This window comes from Microcoleus sp. Aus8_D2 (assembly GCF_036702665.1).
Taxonomy (GTDB): Bacteria; Cyanobacteriota; Cyanobacteriia; order Cyanobacteriales; family Microcoleaceae; genus Microcoleus.
The window spans coordinates 1-20,525 of the sequence record NZ_JAUBUN010000036.1 but is presented as its reverse complement, the minus strand read 5'-3'; the positions used below and the strand labels follow the sequence as shown (position 1 = coordinate 20,525).

The following is a 20,525-nucleotide window of genomic DNA, read 5'->3' as shown; positions in this document are numbered from 1 at the left end:
CGTTTCACAATCCGTTGCCGAACTTCCTTCCTAGGTTATTTTAGATCGCCTCACCCACTGCCGAACGGATCGCTAGTTTTTGCTCGTCGTCGTAGCCCCACCGTTCAAAAAATTCCTCGTACTCGCCGCTAGCATTCTGCAAACTTTCTAGCATTTGCGACGCTACAGTTTGACAGGCGGGCATTTGCAGGATTTGAATTAAATTGCGCGATCGCCCCTGCACTCTAGCAGAACCCGCCGCCCTTTCCTCGCTTTGATGGCGCGAATGATACACAACCATCGCCGACGACATCGCCAAATTTTTCACCAGCAGTTCTGCTACGATCTCAGGAGCCGATCGCAGCGCCTCGATGACTCCGGGTGACGGCCGGTCTGCCACCTGTCCCTCGTCCGTCAGATAAGTAACAAAAAAACCCCGAGCACCGTTCATAGTTTTCACCAGAGAGGCCACTGCTTGCTCGATCTGGGCCTCTGAAAGTCGATCGGCCTCAATTTCCGACAATAAAGATTGAGTCAGCTCGATCGCCCCCTCAAAAGTTATGCTTTCCGAGGCTAATAAAGAAGATGGAATACTCATAGCGAACTCAATACTGGTAAAGATTCCGCTCATAATTGTAAACAATTCCCATTGCCCGATCGCAAATAAATATGGCAATTATCTCCTCCAAACAACAGCCCCCCGATCCAAATCTACCCGAAGACATAGCCCCAGCCCCCCGGAAGAAAGCCGCCAAACCCCAGACGGAATCGCTACTAGAATCGCAAGAACTACCCGACGAAATCAACAACAAACAAGAAGACAAAATCCGGCCCCAGCGGTTAGCTGAATATATTGGACAAAAAGACTTAAGAGAAGTTTTGGCGATCGCAATTGCAGCAGCAAAATCCCGCGGCGAACCGATGGATCACCTGTTACTGTACGGGCCGCCGGGATTGGGCAAAACCACAATGTCGCTAATTTTAGCAGCAGAAATGGAAGTTGAATGCAAAATCACCACAGCCCCGGCCCTAGAAAAACCGCGAGATATTGTCGGATTGCTAATCAACCTGAAAGCAGGCGACGTGCTGTTTATCGACGAAATTCACCGATTATCGAAAGTTACCGAAGAAATCCTCTATCCAGCGATGGAAGACTGCCGCTTAGATATTACGATCGGTCAAGGAAAAAGTGCCAAAATCCGCAGCATTCCGCTGAAACCCTTTACCTTAGTAGGCGCCACCACAAAAGTTGGGTCGCTGACATCTCCATTGCGCGATCGCTTCGGCTTGATCCAAAGACTGCGATATTACGAAATAGACGAACTTAGTCTAATTGTCCAAAGAACCGCCCAAGTTCTCGACACTAAAATTACCCCAGAAGGAGCCGAAGAAATTGCCCGCCGCGCTCGCGGAACACCCCGGATTGCCAACCGTTTGCTGCGCCGAGTTAGAGACTACAGCGAAGTCAAAAAATTAAAGCCAATCAATGCCGAAGTTGCCTCCGTCGCCCTCGAATTGTTCAACGTCGATCCGCTAGGTTTGGATTGGACAGATCGGTCTCTTTTGACAGCAATGATCGAAAACTTTAACGGTGGGCCGGTGGGTTTAGAAACCCTCGCAGCTTCTACAGGAGAAGACACTCAAACAATTGAGGACGTGTACGAACCTTATTTAATGCAGATCGGATTTTTGCAGCGAACAAGTCGGGGCAGAATTGCCACAGCGGCTGCTTGGAAACACCTAGGTTTTGTCTCACCTAAATTATTGTAGGGTACGTTAGATGGAGTGTGCTTAAATAATTGCGATGGAACAGTCTTCGGGTGCGTCGCCCTCGAAAATCCCCAAAGAAATATCGATAATCTTACAGATCCGCACCTGACAAACAGCGCTACAGTGCATCAGGAAAGGCAATTCTCAATTATCACTGAACATTCTATTCGCTCCGCACTATTTATGGGTGCATCTGGTTTTGGCAAATATATCCGTAGGGGCTATAGCATGACCTCCGTGAATATGGGATTATAACTAATAACTTATATGCGGTCATGCTATAGCCCTCTTCAAAAACCAGATGCACCCCTATTTATTCCGGGTGTGCGTCAGTTGTGATACCATTTCTCAAACGTCTTGCTACACAAGAAATTTTGAGTTTGTTTACTCAATTATTTGGTCTGGTGCGTCGCTCGCTCGATTGTCTGTCTAATTTAGGGCTTGTCAAGGGCGACGCACCCTACTGCTGACCCACCCTACTTCACTTCGAGGTTCGATTATGAGTTAATTCTATGGGAATAATGAGTCACAATCCATTCCGCATATCGGCGGACATAATCTCGGGAGTCGTTGCAAGAAGCTAAAGCTACTGCGAGAGTTGTCCGAACGTCCAGGTGGAGAGCAAGTCTCAATTGATCCTTAAACTGTTGGGAAAAATTACCAGAATCCAGACGTTCCATAATGCAAGAAACTAGACGTTGGCTTTGCGATGCGCTCAAGGTACAGTGCTTGAGACGACGACACATCCTGGCACGCGATCTGCCATGCCCAGCTACTCCCACTAATGTGTCAGCCTCCACAAACAGAATACACATTTCCACCGCCTCAGAGTCGTCAAGCAAAAGCCGATCCGCAAGATTGTGCAAGCCCTGATGCTGCCCACCCGAGTTGAGCAGGGCGTAGAGCGAGGCTTTTGCTTTTATTTTAGTGGATTTTGATTTATTCATGTTACTGTGGCGAGCGCCAAATTTGGAAGCAGCCATAAACAATTAACTTGATATATGTCTATAATAATCAATCACAAACTATCCGCACCCAGCCGCAACTCCCGCAACATCTTTTCTCGCTCGCGCGCAATTTTTATAGCAGTTTCCCAAGTAAAAGTAAAAGATTGAAAAGAATCAGAATCAATCCGATCTTCATCCAAATCCACAATCACCTGGTTAAAAATCTCAAATAACTCTTCTTGCAACAAATCGAGTTCATCCAAGGTTTTCGCTTGGCGAATTTTTTGAATCAAAGTTAAAATCGCCAAATTAAATTGATCGGCTTGATTTTTTTGTGTCTGTACAAAGCGCGAGCGCAACTGCCAAAGCCAAGACACGAAAAGCGTTCCGATCGACAAATATAAACCCATAAGTTCAGAATTAGCAGCCAAAAAATCTGGTTTTTCGCGATCGTAATAAGCCTGAGCGCCCTCATGCAGCGGCAAAGCCAAACCCCCGCTCCCTCCCGGCTGACCCATCATTGCCGCCAGCGAATTAGCGGCCACCAAATTGCGGCGGTACTCGAACAAAATCCGCGTAATTTCCCGCACGAGCTCCGGATCGACATCCTCCCGGGCTAACAGAGTAGCCTGCACTCCCACGGTTGCCAAATCTGCATCGGGAACAGGCGGATCGGCCTTGTAAGTACCCTTAGGAATCTGATCGGCTTCCAGATAAGGTAACTTAATTTTCATGGCAGCTCCTTGGTCGATAGGTACTAACTTTCCCTGCGTATTTTGCAGCAAATTTCTCACCAAATGGCTGCCGGGAGGCAGTACCCGAAAGATAGCATCAACCTCCCCATTACTAAATAATTTACTTGCCTCTGTCCAAGAAGTCGGAGTAGATATAAAATCGGTTTCTTTTAAACCATAATGTTCGCTTGTGAACCAAAATGAACTGTAAGATCCGCTGCCTTTAGCCATCAGTGCAATATGTTTTCCTTTCAAATCAGCAACACTATGAATGCCAGACTGTTCGGAAACAATTAAGTGAAAAACCTCTTTAAACAACGAAGCAATTACGCGAGCCGAAGGTACCGCTGCCGTATCGTTTTGTACGATCGCTAACTGAGCTTCATTCGCCTCAAGCTTGCGCATATTTTCGTCAGCACCTTGAGTTTCAATAACTTGAATGCGGATGTGCGGATTTTGTTGGAAAACGACCTCAGCAAGTGCCTGTCCGAAAGGATAATAATTCCCAGTTTTGGTTCCCGTCGCCAGCTTTAATAGATAGACTCGCTGCTTGTCCTGGTGAAGCTTCCAGGCAAAAGATCCAATCAGGATAAAGCTTAATAGAGCAACGGGCAGCATAAATTTATTTTGCATGGATGTTGAGACTCGATCGATAATGGCAAAATTAAAAGTATTGTAGTTGAAAATTAGAATTCCCCATTACCCAAGGAGTGTCAACTTAACGTCAAACCTATTATCAGTCTTCTGTCTGGCGATTAAGGCTCTTCTCCCGCTCCTAGCCCCCCGAATCGTTGCGGGGGGATAAGAGTCTTCTCTTTCGTCCCCCTACAACCTTGAAAGGATGCGAGGGGGATCGACGCTCTGCTAAAAACGAGATTTATCAATGGTTTCGGGCGATAGTTGACACCAATCCCCATGACCCATTCCCCATGAGCAATTCCCCATGTTACTATCCCTCAGAATAGAAAACTTTGCCCTCATTGACAGCCTGGATCTAGACTTAGGCCCGAGTTTGAACGTATTTACAGGGGAAACCGGGGCAGGAAAATCGATTATCTTAGATGCGATCGATGCAGTTTTGGGCGGGAAAGTCGATCGGCGATCGATTCGTACCGGAGCAACACGCGCAATATTGGAAGCTACCTTTGAATTAGACTCATCCTCCGCCAAGTGGCTCTTCGAGCAAGAAATCGAACCCATAGACGGAAATTTAGCCGTTTGCAGCCGGGAAATTAACGCATCTAGCGGTGCTCTGCGCAGCCGATCGCGTTTGAACGGAATTCTCGTCAACCGCCAGTTAATGGAGCAACTGCGCGATCGGCTCGTGGAAATTACCGCCCAAGGCCAAACCGTCCACCTCGGCCAAGAAACCCTCCAGCGAGAATGGCTCGACTTATACGGCGGCAAAAGTTTGACCGAGGCGCGATCGACAATCACCACCGCGTGGCTGGGAGCTTCCACCGCCAAAACCGCCCTCAAACGCAGGCGCCAGTCCGAACAGCAGCGGCTGCAAAGACTCGATTTATTACAATACCAAGTCCGAGAGCTCAGCGAAGCCCACATCGAAGACGGCGGCGAACTCGAACAGCTAGAACAAGAATCAATCCGCCTCGGCCACATCGTCGAATTGCAGCAGCAGAGTTACCGAGTTCACCAAGCGCTTTACCAAAACGACGGCGACAGCGCCTCAGCCGCCGACTTGTTGAGCAAAGCCGAGGAAATTTTAAACGACATGGTAGTCTACGATGTCCAGTTGCAACCAATTTTAGAAATGGTCAGCGACGCCCTAGCTCAAGCCACAGAAGCCAGCAGCCAAATTAGCAGCTACGGCGAACAACTAGAAGCAGATCCCGAAAGACTCGAATTCGTAGAAGATCGGATTCGCGAACTCAAGCAAATTTGCCGCAAATACGGGCCGCTCTCAGAAGCGATCGCCTACTACCACAGCATCCAAAACGAACTAAACGAACTTTTAGAAGGAGGCGAGTCAATGGAAGCCTTAGAACTCGCATATCAGACCGCATTAGAGCAATTAAAAGACGCTTGCAGCCACCTCACCACCCTGCGGCGCTCCGCAGCCCTCAAACTCGAAACTCACCTCATCGGAGAACTTAAGCCGTTAGCCATGGAAAAAGTGCAATTTCAAGTTGAGATATCGCCTTGTACGCCAACCGCCACCGGTGCTGACCAAATCGCCTTTTGTTTCAGCCCCAACCCGGGCGAACCGCTGCAACCTTTGGGGGCGATCGCCTCCGGGGGAGAAATGAGCCGCTTTTTGCTCGCCATCAAAGCCTGTTTTTCCCAAATAGAAAGCGCCGGAACTCTAATTTTTGACGAAATCGACGCCGGAGTCTCCGGGAGAGTCGCCAGCGCGATCGCCAAAAAGCTCTATCAACTCTCCGACAAACACCAAGTTCTCTGCGTCACCCACCAACCTTTGATTGCTGCAATGGCTGATTGTCATTTTCGCGTCAACAAACAGACAATCGAAGCAGAACCAGCGATCGGCTCCGCAGCCAACTCCGAACCGGGGGAACGCACAGTAGTTAGAGTTGCCGCCCTCAACAGCGAACAGCGGCGCGAAGAACTCGCGCAACTCGCCAGCGGCCGCTCAGCCACAGAGGCGATCGCCTTTGCCGAATCCTTGCTCGTCGAAGCCGCCGGATTGCGCCAAAGTCAGTCCCCCAAACCTTGACAGTACGAGAATTGCTCCCGAATCCCCAATCAAAAATAGTCTTTAGTCCTGGACGCACTTGAAGCTTGAAACCCCGATCCCCCCTAGCCCCCCTTCTTAAGGGGGGAATCTGAAAAGCCCCCTTAAGAAGGGGGTTGGGGGATCTCTTCTGCGTAAGTCCTAGTCTTGTAGCGTTCCCACTCTCCCTCTCGGGATGTTCTTAAATCTGATTCAGGGTTTGAAGGAAGGTAGTATGAGAGTTGAACAACCAGTTTCAATGCGCAAAACTGCTTCAAAAGCTCCAACGGACAACGGACAACGGACAACAGACGGTCGAACGGCGTCAAACTCAGTCCCTCAAACCCGCTTTCCGACCCTCCAGGCGATCGGGGGGGTCAAAAGGCGGAGTTTTTTCCGAGCCGGAGGTTACACTGAAAATAGCAACCGCAAACCTTACAAAAAAAAAGCTCAAAGCCCCGTGACTTTAGTCCCTGGATGAAAGCTTCTAGCAGCAAAATTGACAGAAATTCTAGTTAAAAACCACTATTGTGTAGAGCAGGGCACACATCACTAGCAACTACTGGTGTCACAATTGCCGCTAGTCCCACTGCGGTCATCCCTCTTTCAGCAGCCAAGAGAGCAGCACGCATTCATTTTCCTGCTGGCGATCGCATCCAAGATCGGCCGAACCTACTTAAACCAGGCACACACAATGTCAAAATCTGTTAATAAACCATTTAAACAAAATTCGCAATCTCTAAAAAGATTCCAGCAATGGGACAGTCGCCGTGTCTCATCAGCAGTTGAGCAGCAATGCGAACTTCCCTTCCCTTGCCCTATGGCAGGAGTTCTGTAAACTGGGAAATAGTTTCACACATACTTGATGCTTGTGCGACCTGTGACCCAAAAGATCAACTTGCCCGCTCTCCTAGCTTAGACTAACCCTTACACTTAAGTTTCTGTAAAGGTCTATGAATTCTTCTGCATCTTCCACCAATTACTCTTCTCTGGACAACGTGATAGATGTCGCTGTTGTCGGCGGTGAAAATCATCATCAGGAACTCTATTCTCCCCCTCCGCCTCCTTCCCCTCCTCCCCCAGCCCCAGCCCCAGCCAGCAGTGCAATTATCCGGCGCCAAGGAAACGTCTCCGGTATTCTCAGTCTCATAGATAAGGACAGTTCCGTAGCAGCAGTTAAGGAAGTAGAAGAAAAACTTAAGGTTGTCAATCAAACCCTGGGAATGCTCGATAACATCCTGGAGAGCGAGGGATTTGACGCCATCCTCAACGAGATGTTGCAGTCGATTACCCTCAAAACCGGGGAATTGCTCAATGCCGATCGCAGCACAATATTTTTATTAGACGACGAAAAAAATGAACTCTGGGCGATCGTCGCTAAAGACGAAAATGGCAAAAACCTAGAAATCAGAGTTCCCGCCCACGTGGGTATTGCAGGAGAAGTAGCCACGCACAAAAAAGTGGTTAACATCCCTTACGATTTTTACAACGACTCGCGATCGGCTAACGCCAAAAAAGTCGATGAAAAAACGGGCTACCGCACTTATACAATGCTGGCAATGCCCCTGGTCAATGAAGAAACAAACGAGTTAGTAGCAGTCGTTCAACTAATTAATAAACTCAAACCCAACCCCGAAAAATATCCTACTTTAGACGCACAAATCGATCGGACTGGATTTACTCAAGAAGACGAACAAGTTTTTACAGAATTTGCTCCCTCAATTCGCCTAATTCTAGAATCGTCCAAATCTTTCTACGCAGCAACTCAGAGACAGCGCGCAGCCACGGCGCTGATGAATGCCGTCAACGCTCTTTCTAAGAGCAGTCTCGACTTAGAAGATACCCTAAAAAGGGTGATGGATCAGGCAAAAGAACTCATGAATGCCGATCGCAGCACCCTGTGGCTGATCGACGGAGATAAAGATGAACTGTGGACGAAACTCCCCAACAAAGAAGGCACACTTACAGAAATTCGCATACCCAGAACCGCCGGTTTTGCAGGAATCGTCGCCCAATCCAGCGAACCCCTGCTGATTCCCTTTGACGTGTACGAAGATCCCCGCGCCAAAACTTCGCGAGAAACAGACGAAAAAACAGGCTACCGCACTTGCAGTATGCTGTGTATGCCAGTGTTTAACTCCGACAACATATTGATTGGCGTCACCCAATTAATTAATAAAAAACGACAGGGAGAATTCCCGCCCTACAACCCGGTAGATTGGCCGCACGCCCCCGAACAGTGGAAAGCGAGTTTCAATCGCAACGACCTGGAATTCATGAAGTCGTTTAACATCCAAGCAGGAGTCGCGCTGCAAAACGCCAAACTGTTTGCAGAAGTCAAACAGCAAGAACAAAGACAAAAAGATATGCTGCACGCCCTGACTAACGGCGTGATTTCTACCGATAAAAAAGGCAATATAGTCGCGACAAATCCCAGTGCCCAAAAATTACTGGGTGTCAGCGATACCGAATTAGCCGAAGGCCAATCTTTGCGCGAGTTAATTAAGTTAGAAAAAGGCGATTTTGCCAAGTGGTTCGATGCGTCTTTGTCTCCAGAAGACGATAACGATCGCCAGCAGTATTACCCAGATCAAGTTTTGCTCTCCTGTGAAGGAGAATCGCAGAGTATCAATCTATCGATCAACTCAATGACCGACGCTACCGACCCCAGCAAGGTCAACGGCGCGTTAGTCGTCATGGAAGATATTAGCAGCGCCAAGCAAGTCAAAAACTTGATGTACCGTTACATGACCCCAGAAGTAGCCGAAGCGCTGTTAGCTTCAGGAGATACAGGATTGGGCGGCAAGCGCAAGGAAGTTTCGGTGCTGTTCTCAGATATTCGCGGCTATACCACACTTACGGAAAAATTGCAAGCCGAAGAAGTCGTGGTGATGCTCAACAAGTATTTTGAAGTGATGGTAGATGTTGTATTCAAGTACGGAGGTACTCTCGACAAATACATCGGCGACGCTCTGATGGCAGTTTTTGGCTCGCCAGCGCCCCTAACCGATGATGCGTGGTGCGCGATGCAAACCGCAGTGGAAATGCGGGAAAAATTGCAAGAATTCAATGTGGCTCGCATAGCTAATGGCGAGTTGCCCATCAGTATCGGCATGGGCATACATTCGGATCAAGTTGTCAGCGGCAATATCGGCTCAAGTAAACGCATGGAATTGACTTCCATCGGCGACGGCGTAAACCTCGCCTCTCGCTTAGAAGGCGCCAGCAAACAGTACGGGACTGACTTAATCATTAGTGACAATACTTACAGAAAGTATGCCGATCGAGTCTACGTGCGGGAACTCGACTTTATTACTGTCAAAGGCAAAAGCGAACCCGTAATCGTTTACGAACTCGTCGGCATCAAAGAAGGATGTTCGCCCATTGGCAAGCCACTAACCGAAACGCAGCAAAAAATTGTAGAACATTATAACAAGGCCCGCGAATATTACAAGACACCAGTCACTCAAAGACTCTCAGAGAGTGAGGTGAAAAACATCTTAGAGAATGTCGCGCAAATGCCGGAAGCAGAGATTAAGAAACTTTCCTACAATGTCGAGCAGCAGTTGGAACAAGAACTCAAGAAGCTGTTACATCAACTGAAAAAGCTGTCAGAGTACGATCCCAAAAATCTGTCCGAAGCAGACAAACTGATCGTGCTGTTGCAGCCGGAAATCCAACTGCTGAAATTGGAAGGTCTCAAAAACCTCTCGGAAGATGAAGCCAAAATGTTGCTGCAAGCCAAAATCAAGCAGCTATCAGCAGACGAGATTCAATCCTTGCAAGAGGGCGAAGTCAAAAAACTGTTGGAAGCAGACATCTTAGAACCCTCAAATGCCAAAATCAAGAGGCTCAAACCCGCACAGATCAGGCAGCTATTGCAGGCAAAAATTAAAAGCCGGGTATCCCAGACAGTTGCAGAAATGTTAGATGACCAATTTGAAAATCTGTTACTAGATCCCGTCAAAAAACTGCTGAGCGAGTTTAAGAAAGCCTTAGAACCAAAAGCCAAGGCAGCTTTTAGAGACGCCGAACGCGAATTTAACCTCGTTCTGGAAGTTGACCCCAAAAACAAGGCAGCTAAATTGCACGTCGATCGCTGTAAGTTATATAAGCTCAGCCCTCCCGACGTACTAAACTGGGACGGCGTGTGGAATCTCACAGAAAAATAGCAGCGTGTCGCAGCAAATGCTGGCGGCGGTGCCCAGGTTCGGGGATCGATCGCGATCCTGAGATCCCTCCCATCCGACCAATTAACCTGAATATCCTGTTGAGCCAATTTTAAAGAGCTCCAACAGGTATCATGGTTAGATAACCGGACTTGAACTCGCTCGCGCTCGCGATCGCCAATTGCCCGCGTTTGGCGCGCGCGAGCGCGAACAAACTAAGCACTTCTACCATCAGAAGAGCTGAGAAAATAGTTAGGACTTGCGCCAGCATTACCCAGTTGGTTGAGAAAATCTTGGGGAAAGGCGACAACACATCCGCTCAGAAACCGGATTTTTGACCCCGCCCGCGTCAGCCTTAATACCGTTGGTAGCTCGTAAAAGCAGCTTGTTTTCATCAGATAGTCAACATTCTAGTCTTAGATATAAAAAACTACTAGCATCAGTTATGGATAATTGGAATTCGCAGTCGGCAGATATTGAGTCGGTAGATCAGGTTTACCAACTATTGCTAGAGATTGCTCGCAGCTCGCTGTCAGATATCCCCAGAATCCCCGAAAATATCACTGTAAAAACTCTTCCCCTGATCCAGAAATTACAAAGGATTCAGCAAAGATCCCAGGGACAAGCCTTTAAATCCGATGCTTTTTCGGTAAACGATCCCGAATGGGTGGCTCAAGTCCGCCAACTGCTCGAAGAACTGACCGGCGAGTCTTTGTCGGAACGGCCAAAAATGCCGGAAAACCTGGCGGGCCGAGCCTTGAGTCTGGCAGATCAGGCACAAAACATCAAAGAAACCATAGAAGAAAAGGCAGCCCACCGCCCAACAGACAGACATTTGAGTCTAGCAGACAAGCCACAAAGCATCCAAGAAACAATCAAAGACAATGCAGCCCACAGCCCAACAGATGAAGATGAGAGCTCTTTGCAGTCTCCAGACGCGCTGCTGAATCTCTTGCATCAGAGTTTAAAAAGTCAGCGCGCCAAAAGCTACAAACCAGACGCTCCCGAATGGCAGCAACTCTTGACCCTGCTAGATGTCGTGCAGTCAATTTACAAGCAAATTCAACGTTAAAAGAGGTGCGGCTCGACACTATGTATCAAAGGCTCGATCGCCACACCGCAAGTATTCAGTAGCGAGACTACTATCAGGAAAGTTGCCCGATCGGCAAAAAGGGGCAGCCCAAGCAAAACACTAGGTGGGTGCTAAAGTCGGGCGCAATGATGGCGAGTTCGATGGCGCTCAAATAAACTCGGGCGCATCAACACGATCGACTTTAGCAGACTCAGTAGGTGACGGGGCGATCGATTTCTCGATCGCAGAAATAGCCGCTCACTTTTGAACAATCGGCCAGGCGCTCGAAAATTCGACTCAAACCGCCGTAACGATTTATGTGTCGGCAATAATAAAGCTTTGGAGAAAGCCCGATCGCTCCTAAAATGCTATGAAAGGGGTTTGACAAGTTGAAATGGGAAATGTGAGATTCAACTCCCAATCCCCAGTCAAAACCTGTAACGGTTCAGGGCCAAGCTCAACTTTACTTCTAGCTTTGTCGCCCCGCATCGCCCAAGTCTGGCGGTTGCAGAGCGAGGACTAGAAAAAGTACGGTTCGGCCGTGAGAACCGATATCGCATTCACCCCCGCTCACCTGTTAACTTGGAGATATTGTTGTGGACTTATCGCTAATTCCGGCACAGCCGAAACCAGGACTGCTTAACATCCTGATCGAAATTACCGCCGGTAGCAAAAACAAATACGAGTTTGATAAAGAGATGCAAGCCTTTGCACTCGATCGGGTGCTTTATGCCTCAGTGCAATACCCTTGCGACTATGGCTTCATACCCAATACCTTAGCCGATGACGGCGACCCCCTAGACGGCATGGTGATGATGGACGAGCCCACATTTCCAGGGTGCATAATCGCGGCGCGTCCGATCGGAATGCTGGAAATGATCGACGGAGGCGACAGGGACGAAAAACTGCTGTGCGTTCCCGACAAAGACCCCCGCTACGCTCACGTGAAGTCCCTCAAAGACGTAGCCCCCCACCGCTTGGACGAAATAGCCGAATTTTTTAGAACCTACAAAAATTTGGAGAAAAAAGTCACAGAAATTTTGGGTTGGCAAGATGTCGATCAAGTAATGCCATTAGTGGAAAAGTGCATCGCAGCCGATCGCAAATAAGCCCCTAGCCCGCACTCCTCGACAGCAACCAGACTAAAAATTCAGGAGGCCGAACTTAAGGCAACTGGTGTACGTCTCCGAATGCAGTCGAGGAGCGGGTGGCTAGAATGTAAAATCATTGGTGAATGCCGAGTCAGCGGAACGGCATTCCTCAAACAGCCACCCCGGCGACAATCTTGAAAAAAATACTACTCATCATAGAGTAAGATTAAGCGCAAATTCTCAGCAAGCTGGCGAAGGCGTTCTACTTTTGAGGAAAGTTTACCCGAACACTGACATCAACGCTATCTTAATCTCAGGAAAGTTCCGCACGCCGGGTAGCCCACAGGGTGCAAACAATGGTCTATAGAGCGTGACATCTCCTACACCAACCGACATTGGCATCGGTTGAGGGTTCTAACAGCCAAAGTGTTAGGTAAGTCTGATTTCCGGGTTCGGTACTCGAATAGTTTCCCTATAAAGCGTTTTATAGTACGGATTGCTAAAAACTAAACACTAAAAACTAAACACTAAGATCTCAACTCCCCAGTTCCTGCGCCAAACCTAAAAAAGATGCCAGATTCCGCACCCTCTCAAACCACTCCACAGCCTTCCGATCAGAAAGCCACTATGGAAAATAGTCCTTTGACCGAGTTTGTCGTTCAGTTTTGGGGCGTGCGGGGCAGCATCGCCACCCCCGGCAGCAAAACAATTCGCTACGGAGGTAACACGTCTTGCGTAGAAATGCGGTTAGGCAAAAAACGCCTGATATTTGACGGCGGCACCGGTTTGCGAGTTCTGGGCCTCAACCTGCTGCGGCAAATGCCGGTGGAAGCCCATATGTTTTTCAGTCACACTCACTGGGATCACATTCAAGGGTTTCCGTTCTTTACTCCTGCGTTTATCCCGACGAACTGCTTTCACATTTACGGAGCGATCGCCCCCAACGGCACTACAATCAAACAGCGTCTTGCCGATCAAATGCACCACCCCAATTTTCCAGTCCCCATCCAAGTGATGGCGTCAGACCTCAAATTTAACGATTTGACGCCGGGGGATATTCTCGAACTCGATGATGTGAAAATCGAAACGGCACTGCTCAATCACCCCAATACTGCGATCGGATATCGAGTCACCTGGGAGGGACACACGGCCGTCTACTGCACCGATACAGAGCATTTTCCCGATCGACTCGACGAGAATGTAGTACACCTAGCTCGCGACGCAGACGTGCTGATTTACGACGCCAACTACACCAACGAAGAGTATTACGACTTCAAAAACCCGAAAGTCGGCTGGGGACACTCAACTTGGCAAGCCGGAGTAGAAATAGCGAAAGCTGCTGGAGTCAAAAAGATCGTGATGTTTCACCACGATCCCGGTCACGACGACAATTTTCTCGATCGCGTCGAAGCAGACGTGCAAGCAGTTTTCGCCAATAGCTGCTTGGCCCGCGAAGGCATGAGCGTACCAGTGATTTAGATAACATCCATGCGGGCTGGGAAAATAATGCTTCCAGACCGCAGAAATTAGCAGCTAGAATGCGCAGAAACACAATGAACCACGAAACCCCCCTCAAGCGTCGCTATCGTAGCTTGCGGGGGCTTTACTCAACGTTGCTGGTGTTGATAATTGTCTGCTGTACCGGAGGCGGATGGGTGGCAGCCCAGACTGCCGGCTCTCACACTCCGGCGCGACTTGCTCAGGTGTCTGCCATTGAAGATAATGGCACTGTCGATCGCATCCCCGAACGCTACCAACTCGGACAGCAACTCTACCTAGAAAACTGCGCCACCTGTCACATCGGTTTACCGCCCCAAGTATTACCAACAGAAACCTGGCGCCGGTTGCTGCAAGATTCGCAACACTACGGACAAACCCTGAAACTCCTAGTAGACCCGCCCCGCCTGCTAGTGTGGAACTACCTGCAAACTTTTTCCCGTCCCCAAGCCAAAGACGAAGAACTCGCCTACCGAGTCGCCACCTCTCGCTATTTCAAAGCTCTGCACCCCAGAGTCAAGCTGGCGCAACCGGCAAATATCAGCAGTTGCGTGACTTGTCATCCCGGCGTATCTCAGTACAATTTCCGCAAGCTTACCCCCGAATGGGAAAACTCCCCGTAACGAACATGAGGTTCGATCGTTCGGACTTCAGTCCTCCTAATGATAGGAAAATCAGGACTCTTCGTCCTTACTACAAACAATTTTTAAAACAGCGATCTTTCAAGAGACTTGCATTGCATTGCATTCATTCACTTTCAATTCAGGAAATGCATCTGCGTTCATCTGTGTTTATCTGCCTTTTATCTGCGGTGGATCTATCAATCAAAAATTTATGCAATTGCTCGTCTAATCAAAAAAAACCGACGGATCGGGAGAAGGTCGAGAGCCCTTTTGAAATCGCTCCCAAGACTGCTTTAACTGAAGCGGCGCCGGATAATCGCGATCGTAAACAGCCAACACATTCGTCAAATTCCGTCCCGGCGGCAATAAAATCTGTCCTTGATCAGCCAAACCCACCGAAGCACCGCCGTCCAAATTCATCGCTTCCAAACAGCCGTAGCTTGCGGGGCGGGACGCCATCGCCTGCATAACTTTAGCTTCAGCTTCCAGAGACAAACTGTCAAGAAAAGTCACCAAAAATAATTTATCCCTCGAAGCCGGAAAGCCGATCGCCGTCCTCGAACCCACGCCCAAAACGTGAGAATCCTTAAATCCTTCCGACAAAGGAGACAGCCAAACCTTTCCCTGCTTCACCAATCTCGGCCCGCAAGTTAGAGAAAACCAATGTTCGCGCCAATCCGGCTGGCCTTCAATTCTAGCAGTAATCATCGACAATTGATTTCCCGCTTTTATTGCCAAAGTCGTGCCATAATTTTCCCAGCGGCTGTATTTGAGAAACTTACCCGCCGCCACCATATTTCCCAGCACAGCTTTTTGGTCGTCTTTGCCAAAAAAAGTCCCGTTAGCAACAACAGCAGCCCGGTAACGCCCCACCATATTTTCAAAAGGTTCGTCGCCCCGCGTTACTTGAGAATTATTTGCTAAAGCTGCATCATTAGCTAAACCAATAGTGATATAAGTTTCCGGATCTGCGAGGTCAATAGTTGTTAGATAAAAACTGGCACCAGCTAGAGTTTGGCTGCTGAATTGTACTGGTTTTGCTTGCTTAGCGGAACGTCTGATAATTTGAGGTTGAGACTGCACCAAAGGAGAATTTGCGGCGTTTGGTTGAGGAGTTTCCTGGGCTTTGACGATGGGATTGTTGGGCAGATTTTGAGGATTTTTTCCTGATTTTACAACAAAATTGCTGGGTAGAGGTTCAGGAGTTTGATTTGATTGTATACTTGATAAAAAAGCGAGTGATTTTTGCCACAGTTGACCCGCGAGAGTCAAGAAATTATCTCGGTTTTGGGCGATCGCCAAATAGTCAGCCAAAACCCGCGCCAAAGCTATGCCGGTTAAAAACAAAAAAGTGCGCCGCAGCATCGGGCGACAACCTTCAGCCTGTTTGCGTTTAGACATAAAAAAATCTCAGCTATGATAGAGAACGGTTTTCTATGTCTTTGACTACAACTGGCGATCGCGCTAATTCTGAAAATATCAGCAATAGGTGCGCCGCAGCGCATTTTACCAGTTACTACAAATCACTTTTTTTGTCAACATCAGTTCGATCGTTCGGAATGCAAGTCCTCTGAAAAAGAAGGACTGAAGTCCGAACGATCAAACCTGTTCGATCGTTCGGAATGCAAGTCCTCTGAAAAAGAAGGACTGAAGTCCTCACGATCAAACCTTTCAACATCAGTTCGATCGTTCGGAATGCAAGTCCTCTGAAAAAGAAGGACTGAAGTCCTCACGATCAAACCTGTTCGATCGTTCGGAATGCAAGTCCTCTGAAAAAGAAGGACTGAAGTCCTCACGATCAAACCTGTCAACATCAGTTCGATCGTTCGGAATGCAAGTCCTCTGAAAAAGAAGGACTGAAGTCCTCACGATCAAACCTGTTCGATCGTTCGGAATGCAAGTCCTCTGAAAAAGAAGGACTGAAGTCCTCACTACCAGCCTATCAACCTCAGTTCGTAGTGAGGATTTTAGTCCTCTGAAACAGCCGGACTGAAGTCCTCACTACCAACCTATTTCTTAGCCCGTATTCCGCATCCCCGCAGCAATACCATTAATCGTCAGCAGAGCTCCCCGCAACAATTCACCCTTGCTGTAACGCGAGTGAATCACCCCCGGAACCCCGCCAGTACCGTGCTGCCGCAAGCGTTTTAGCAGCGCAACCTGCAACAAACCCAAAGGCACAATCGTGGCATTTCGCAACTGTACCGATCGCTGCAACGACGGATCTCCGTCCAACAAACTCTGGTGTCCGGTAATAGTTAAAACCAAATCCCGAATCAAGTAAAATTCCGCAGCAATTTGCTCGAATAAAGCCTTAAAACGCTCCCGATCGGCCGGCAAAGCCAACTCCTGCACGTAGTGTTCAGCAATCTGCAAATCCACCTTAGATAACGTCATTTCCACCTTGGAAATTACCATTCTAAAAAACGGCCATTTCAGGTAAAAATACTGCAAAAGTTTCAAATGTTCTTCCGGTTCCTCCAGCAAAAACTCTTGCAAAGCTGTGCCGACACCGTACCAGGAAGGCAGCAAAAAGCGGCTTTGAGTCCAGCTAAACACCCACGGAATTGCTCGCAAACCGCTGATGTCTTTCTTGCCGCCGCGCCGCGCTGGGCGAGAACTAATTTGCAACTGACTGATTTCTTGAATTGGGGTAACGTGGTGGAAGAAATCGACTAAATCTGGCTGTTCGTAGATTAAATGACGGTAGTGCGATCGCGATTTCGCCGATAACTCTTCCATAATCTCGTTCCAAGGGTCGATGCCATCGAAACCAGTGTGCAGCAAACTAGCTTGAATTACCGCCGCCGCCACTGTTTCCAAATTGTAAAGCGCCAACTCCGGCAAAGAATATTTAGAAGCCAAAACCTCGCCTTGTTCGGTAATCTTAATTCGCCCGCTGATACTCTTTCCGGGCTGAGCCAAAATCGCCTTGTAAGCAGGCCCGCCGCCGCGCCCTACCGATCCGCCCCGGCCGTGAAAAATCCGCAATTCTACATTGTAGTTTTCCGCAATTCTTTGCAAAGCTTTTTGAGCTTTGTGAATTTCCCAATTGCTGCTGAGGAAACCCGAATCTTTATTGCTGTCGGAATAGCCCAGCATCACCTCTTGCAATTTAAGATTTTGGATTGAGCAGTGCAGCTTTTGTTCGCTTTTTTCCGCTACTTCCTGCGCGTATCCTCCAGTTAGCAAAGCCCGATAAAGCGGCAGTTCAAATATCTGCTGCATTACTTCCGGTGCTTTTTTCAAATCTTCCACCGTTTCAAACAAGGGGACTACTTGAATGCTGCTAATTCCTGTCGCTGGATCGTAAAGTCCTGATTCTTTTGCTAACAGCAAAACCGCCAGCATATCGCTGACATGGTGCGTCATGCTGATGACGTAGGTTTCGCAAATTTCTGGGCCGAACTCCTGGTGCATTTGCCGCAATATGCGGAAGGTATTAATCGTCTCGCAAGTTTTGGGAGAAAATGGCAATTCTGCTGGAATTAATGGGCGGCGAGTTTGCAGTTCTGTGGCGAGCCAAATAATTCGATCGCATTCGGACATTTGATTGTAAGACTTGGGCAAAATTTGCAAGTATTCCGCAATTTCGCTCAAAGCGTCGGAGTGTACTGTTGACTCTTGGCGGATATCTAAGTAAGCCAAGTTAAATCCGTAGATTTCTACTTGACAGAGCAGATTTTCCAAGTCCCGACAGCTCAAACCTGTTTCGATTAAATTTCGCTCGATGAGCTGCAACTCGGTCAAAAACTCGGTTCCCGATCGATAAAGGCCGGTCATTCCGGGATGTTCCGACAAAGCTTCGCGCTCCCGCTGCAACTCGTCTCCTTTGTAGAGGCGCCAATTGCGATCGCGCGTATTTTCCAGCCGCTGGAGTACGTAGGCCAGTTTCAACCGATAGGGTTCTTGGCGGTAGCGGATCGCCCACTGCTCGTAAACCTCGGGAAATTCCGATTTGTCGCGATCGAGAGATTCGAGCAATTCCGGCAATACGTCGCTCCAGTGCAGCGACAAACTCAAAAGTTCGTTCAACCGCTTCACCGCACTGATGTACTTGCACAGCACTAAATGGCGTTGGTAGCAAGCAGTTTGCCAAGTAACTTTTGGGGTGACAGAAGGATTGCCGTCTCTGTCGGAGCCCACCCAAGAACCGAACTTGCAAAAATTGTAACTAGGTGGTTTCAGGTAAGGGAAAGAAGCGTGCAGCGCTTGCTTTAAGCGTTGGTAGAGCTCTGGAATAGCATCAAACAGCACTTCGTCGAAGTAGTGCAGGGTGTACTCCACCTCGTCAAGCACAGTCGGCTTGAATTGGTGCAGTTCGTCAGTGCGCCACCAGAGGCGAATTTCTTCCATTAGTTGCTCTTGGAGAGTCGCAGCTTCCCAGGAAGACACCGGGTAGGGGCTTTCAGGGTCTGCCCCGAGTACCTGAAATTTCTCGTCAACTTGGTCTAGCTTTTGGAGAATCTTCGCCATCCGCCGTTGCTTGGTGCGGATCGTGTTGCGGACAATTTCCGTCGGGTGAGCAGTGAATACCAAGCGGATGTCTAACTGATCGATCAAGCGCTGGATTTGCTGGCTGGGCACGTTTAAGCGCAGCAGCATCGGGAACAGTTGGTGAAATGTTCCGGCGTCTTTGGCGATCGTCTCGCTGCTGTTTGCCTTGCTCAGAGCTGTTTGGGCCGGGCCTTCCCTGTGCCGCGGGCGATCGGGTGCATCCGTTGCTTGTCCCGGCAGCTTAGCAAACATCCGCCCGCCAGCATCGTTGCTGCCAGAGTAAGCTAGCTGTTGGTCTCGCTGTTCGTAGTGCTGTTCGACAATGTTGATTAACTGAAAATACAGTGCAAAAGCCCGGGCTGCGCGGATGGCGGCGTTGAGATCGAGCTTTTCGATTAGCTGTAGGACATTCGACTCGCGAAAGTGAGTGGCTTGTCCCTCGGCCGAATTGACCGATCGCATTTGTTGGAGCAAATCCACCAATTCCTGTCCGCACTCCTGTCGCAGCACCGATTCCCACAAGTCCTCTACTACTTTGAGGCGATTGCGCAGAAACAGGTCTGATTTTGAGTAAGGGGCAGAATGGGGAATAGATGTTGCATCAATAGCCTGTTCTGAAGACTGGAGGACTGAACTCATCGGGCTGTTCCTCAATAGCTGCGGGTGTCAAGAAAATTGTATTGTTTAGTTTCGCCTAAAAACACTTTTGTTTGCAGTCAAATCTGAGACATCTTATACAATTTTCGATTTTCGATTTGCGATTTTCGATGGCGGATGACTTATGACATCATGGTTTGGAGTACGGGCCTAGCCTTCCCTTCTGTTTTGAAACTAATCAGATGTGAAGGCACTTATGTAGAAGGTAGAAGGAAAGAAAAATTTTCACAGCACGGATTCTACCGACTGTCAAGCTTTTTGGTCAAAAAATTTAGCGTTGAACTTTCCTTGGGCTTTCTAGTCCTGCGATCGAGGAAAGTTGAGCACCGGGAGGCGCGAGCCCCGAAAGACTTCTTCGCTTTCAATGCCGATCGAGCTAATAAACTCAGCAGCAGCTTTGCCCGCCACCAAACCGCCCAGCATGGGTAAGGCGGCCAAACTCAATAAAATATCTGAGGGAATTGGCAACTTAGGATTGTTAGGGGTTTGAGGTTTGGGCAAGTCTTGGTTTTCCGACGGCATAGCTCCCTCCTGTGTAATTCAGTATCCTTAGTTTACAGCAGAAGGCAGAAGGAAGAATAGCAAGGGTTTCAGCAATTAAGAACGTCCTAATCTTTGGGCACTGCTAAACAGGGGAAAATAATCATCTTGACTTCTCACTTCGCTTAACTTGGTCTAATTGTGCCAAAATAGTTACAGGTTTTCTAGGCAAATATTACACTTGCCTCGGGCAACCATTTTGTAAGGTGTGACCCTTACCGGACGTACTACTACGCCCTGTATTCCCTCAGCAAAAG

At 48.5% G+C, this 20,525-nt stretch carries 15 protein-coding genes; 9 read left to right on the top strand and 6 right to left on the bottom strand.

From position 1 onward, the window contains the following. Window positions 1–40: 40 nt before the first annotated feature. Complete coding sequence (locus QUB64_RS23900; RefSeq protein WP_333268706.1) at window positions 41–577, bottom strand: hypothetical protein; 537 nt, start codon at window positions 575–577, stop codon at window positions 41–43. 71 nt (window positions 578–648) lie between these two features. Here QUB64_RS23900 and ruvB point away from each other — a divergent pair, with 71 nt between their 5' ends. After that, window positions 649–1,749, top strand: a complete 1,101-nt coding sequence (gene ruvB / locus QUB64_RS23895; RefSeq protein ID WP_333268651.1) for a Holliday junction branch migration DNA helicase RuvB — start codon at window positions 649–651, stop codon at window positions 1,747–1,749. 497 nt (window positions 1,750–2,246) lie between these two features. Here the strand turns inward: ruvB and QUB64_RS23890 are convergent, their stop codons facing one another. Next, window positions 2,247–2,732, bottom strand: a complete 486-nt coding sequence (locus QUB64_RS23890) for a hypothetical protein (RefSeq protein ID WP_333268649.1) — start codon at window positions 2,730–2,732, stop codon at window positions 2,247–2,249. 35 nt (window positions 2,733–2,767) lie between these two features. Beyond that, complete coding sequence (locus QUB64_RS23885) at window positions 2,768–4,063, bottom strand: TAXI family TRAP transporter solute-binding subunit (RefSeq protein WP_333268647.1); 1,296 nt, start codon at window positions 4,061–4,063, stop codon at window positions 2,768–2,770. A gap of 310 nt (window positions 4,064–4,373) precedes the next feature. On the opposite strand from QUB64_RS23885, the gene recN reads away from it, so the two are divergent. The 7 genes from recN (at window position 4,374) to QUB64_RS23850 (ending at window position 14,574) form a co-directional block, all read left to right on the top strand. Further along, window positions 4,374–6,125 (top strand): DNA repair protein RecN, encoded by a 1,752-nt coding sequence (gene recN / locus QUB64_RS23880; RefSeq protein ID WP_333268644.1) that lies wholly within the window; start codon window positions 4,374–4,376, stop codon window positions 6,123–6,125. A 950-nt stretch (window positions 6,126–7,075) separates the two neighbouring features. Continuing rightward, the gene (locus QUB64_RS23875) at window positions 7,076–10,294 is read left to right on the top strand and encodes a GAF domain-containing protein (RefSeq protein WP_333268642.1); all 3,219 of its coding nucleotides are present in this window, start codon (window positions 7,076–7,078) and stop codon (window positions 10,292–10,294) included. A gap of 442 nt (window positions 10,295–10,736) precedes the next feature. After that, complete coding sequence (locus QUB64_RS23870) at window positions 10,737–11,363, top strand: inorganic pyrophosphatase (protein ID WP_333268640.1); 627 nt, start codon at window positions 10,737–10,739, stop codon at window positions 11,361–11,363. Window positions 11,364–11,487: 124 nt separating this feature from the next. After that, window positions 11,488–11,631, top strand: a complete 144-nt coding sequence (locus QUB64_RS23865) for a hypothetical protein (protein ID WP_333268638.1) — start codon at window positions 11,488–11,490, stop codon at window positions 11,629–11,631. 328 nt (window positions 11,632–11,959) lie between these two features. Beyond that, window positions 11,960–12,472, top strand: coding sequence for an inorganic diphosphatase (locus tag QUB64_RS23860; RefSeq protein ID WP_333268636.1), 513 nt, complete (start codon window positions 11,960–11,962; stop codon window positions 12,470–12,472). A 552-nt stretch (window positions 12,473–13,024) separates the two neighbouring features. Beyond that, the gene (locus QUB64_RS23855; protein ID WP_442921706.1) at window positions 13,025–13,933 is read left to right on the top strand and encodes an MBL fold metallo-hydrolase; all 909 of its coding nucleotides are present in this window, start codon (window positions 13,025–13,027) and stop codon (window positions 13,931–13,933) included. Between the two features lie 74 nt (window positions 13,934–14,007). Continuing rightward, entirely contained in the window at window positions 14,008–14,574 is a 567-nt protein-coding gene (locus tag QUB64_RS23850; RefSeq protein WP_333268632.1) for a diheme cytochrome C, read from the top strand. Window positions 14,575–14,799: 225 nt separating this feature from the next. On the opposite strand, the gene QUB64_RS23845 is transcribed toward QUB64_RS23850, so the two are convergent. After that, complete coding sequence (locus tag QUB64_RS23845; RefSeq protein ID WP_333268630.1) at window positions 14,800–15,975, bottom strand: phosphodiester glycosidase family protein; 1,176 nt, start codon at window positions 15,973–15,975, stop codon at window positions 14,800–14,802. A 35-nt stretch (window positions 15,976–16,010) separates the two neighbouring features. Here QUB64_RS23845 and QUB64_RS23840 point away from each other — a divergent pair, with 35 nt between their 5' ends. Beyond that, entirely contained in the window at window positions 16,011–16,148 is a 138-nt protein-coding gene (locus tag QUB64_RS23840; RefSeq protein WP_333268628.1) for a hypothetical protein, read from the top strand. A 442-nt stretch (window positions 16,149–16,590) separates the two neighbouring features. Here the strand turns inward: QUB64_RS23840 and ppc are convergent, their stop codons facing one another. Further along, window positions 16,591–19,710 carry a phosphoenolpyruvate carboxylase gene (gene ppc, locus QUB64_RS23835; protein WP_333268626.1) on the bottom strand — a complete coding sequence of 1,040 codons (3,120 nt, stop codon included), beginning with the start codon at window positions 19,708–19,710 and terminating at the stop codon, window positions 16,591–16,593. A 315-nt stretch (window positions 19,711–20,025) separates the two neighbouring features. Then, on the bottom strand, window positions 20,026–20,250 hold the full coding sequence (locus QUB64_RS23830; RefSeq protein WP_333268624.1) for a hypothetical protein: 225 nt from the start codon (window positions 20,248–20,250) through the stop codon (window positions 20,026–20,028). Window positions 20,251–20,525 lie beyond the last annotated feature (275 nt).

What these genes read in the sequence shown, in the direction of transcription:
- QUB64_RS23875 (WP_333268642.1), top strand. Translation starts at nt 7,076, where the DNA reads ATGAATTCTTCTGCATCTTCCACCAATTACTCTTCTCTGGACAACGTG.
- QUB64_RS23870 (WP_333268640.1), top strand. Translation starts at nt 10,737, where the DNA reads ATGGATAATTGGAATTCGCAGTCGGCAGATATTGAGTCGGTAGATCAG.
- QUB64_RS23885 (WP_333268647.1), bottom strand. Translation starts at nt 4,063, where the DNA reads ATGCAAAATAAATTTATGCTGCCCGTTGCTCTATTAAGCTTTATCCTG.
- QUB64_RS23900 (WP_333268706.1), bottom strand. Translation starts at nt 577, where the DNA reads ATGAGTATTCCATCTTCTTTATTAGCCTCGGAAAGCATAACTTTTGAG.
- QUB64_RS23850 (WP_333268632.1), top strand. Translation starts at nt 14,008, where the DNA reads ATGAACCACGAAACCCCCCTCAAGCGTCGCTATCGTAGCTTGCGGGGG.
- QUB64_RS23890 (WP_333268649.1), bottom strand. Translation starts at nt 2,732, where the DNA reads ATGGCTGCTTCCAAATTTGGCGCTCGCCACAGTAACATGAATAAATCA.
- ruvB (WP_333268651.1), top strand. Translation starts at nt 649, where the DNA reads ATGGCAATTATCTCCTCCAAACAACAGCCCCCCGATCCAAATCTACCC.
- QUB64_RS23855 (WP_442921706.1), top strand. Translation starts at nt 13,025, where the DNA reads ATGCCAGATTCCGCACCCTCTCAAACCACTCCACAGCCTTCCGATCAG.
- QUB64_RS23830 (WP_333268624.1), bottom strand. Translation starts at nt 20,250, where the DNA reads ATGCCGTCGGAAAACCAAGACTTGCCCAAACCTCAAACCCCTAACAAT.
- QUB64_RS23845 (WP_333268630.1), bottom strand. Translation starts at nt 15,975, where the DNA reads ATGTCTAAACGCAAACAGGCTGAAGGTTGTCGCCCGATGCTGCGGCGC.
- ppc (WP_333268626.1), bottom strand. Translation starts at nt 19,710, where the DNA reads ATGAGTTCAGTCCTCCAGTCTTCAGAACAGGCTATTGATGCAACATCT.
- QUB64_RS23840 (WP_333268628.1), top strand. Translation starts at nt 16,011, where the DNA reads ATGTCTTTGACTACAACTGGCGATCGCGCTAATTCTGAAAATATCAGC.
- recN (WP_333268644.1), top strand. Translation starts at nt 4,374, where the DNA reads ATGTTACTATCCCTCAGAATAGAAAACTTTGCCCTCATTGACAGCCTG.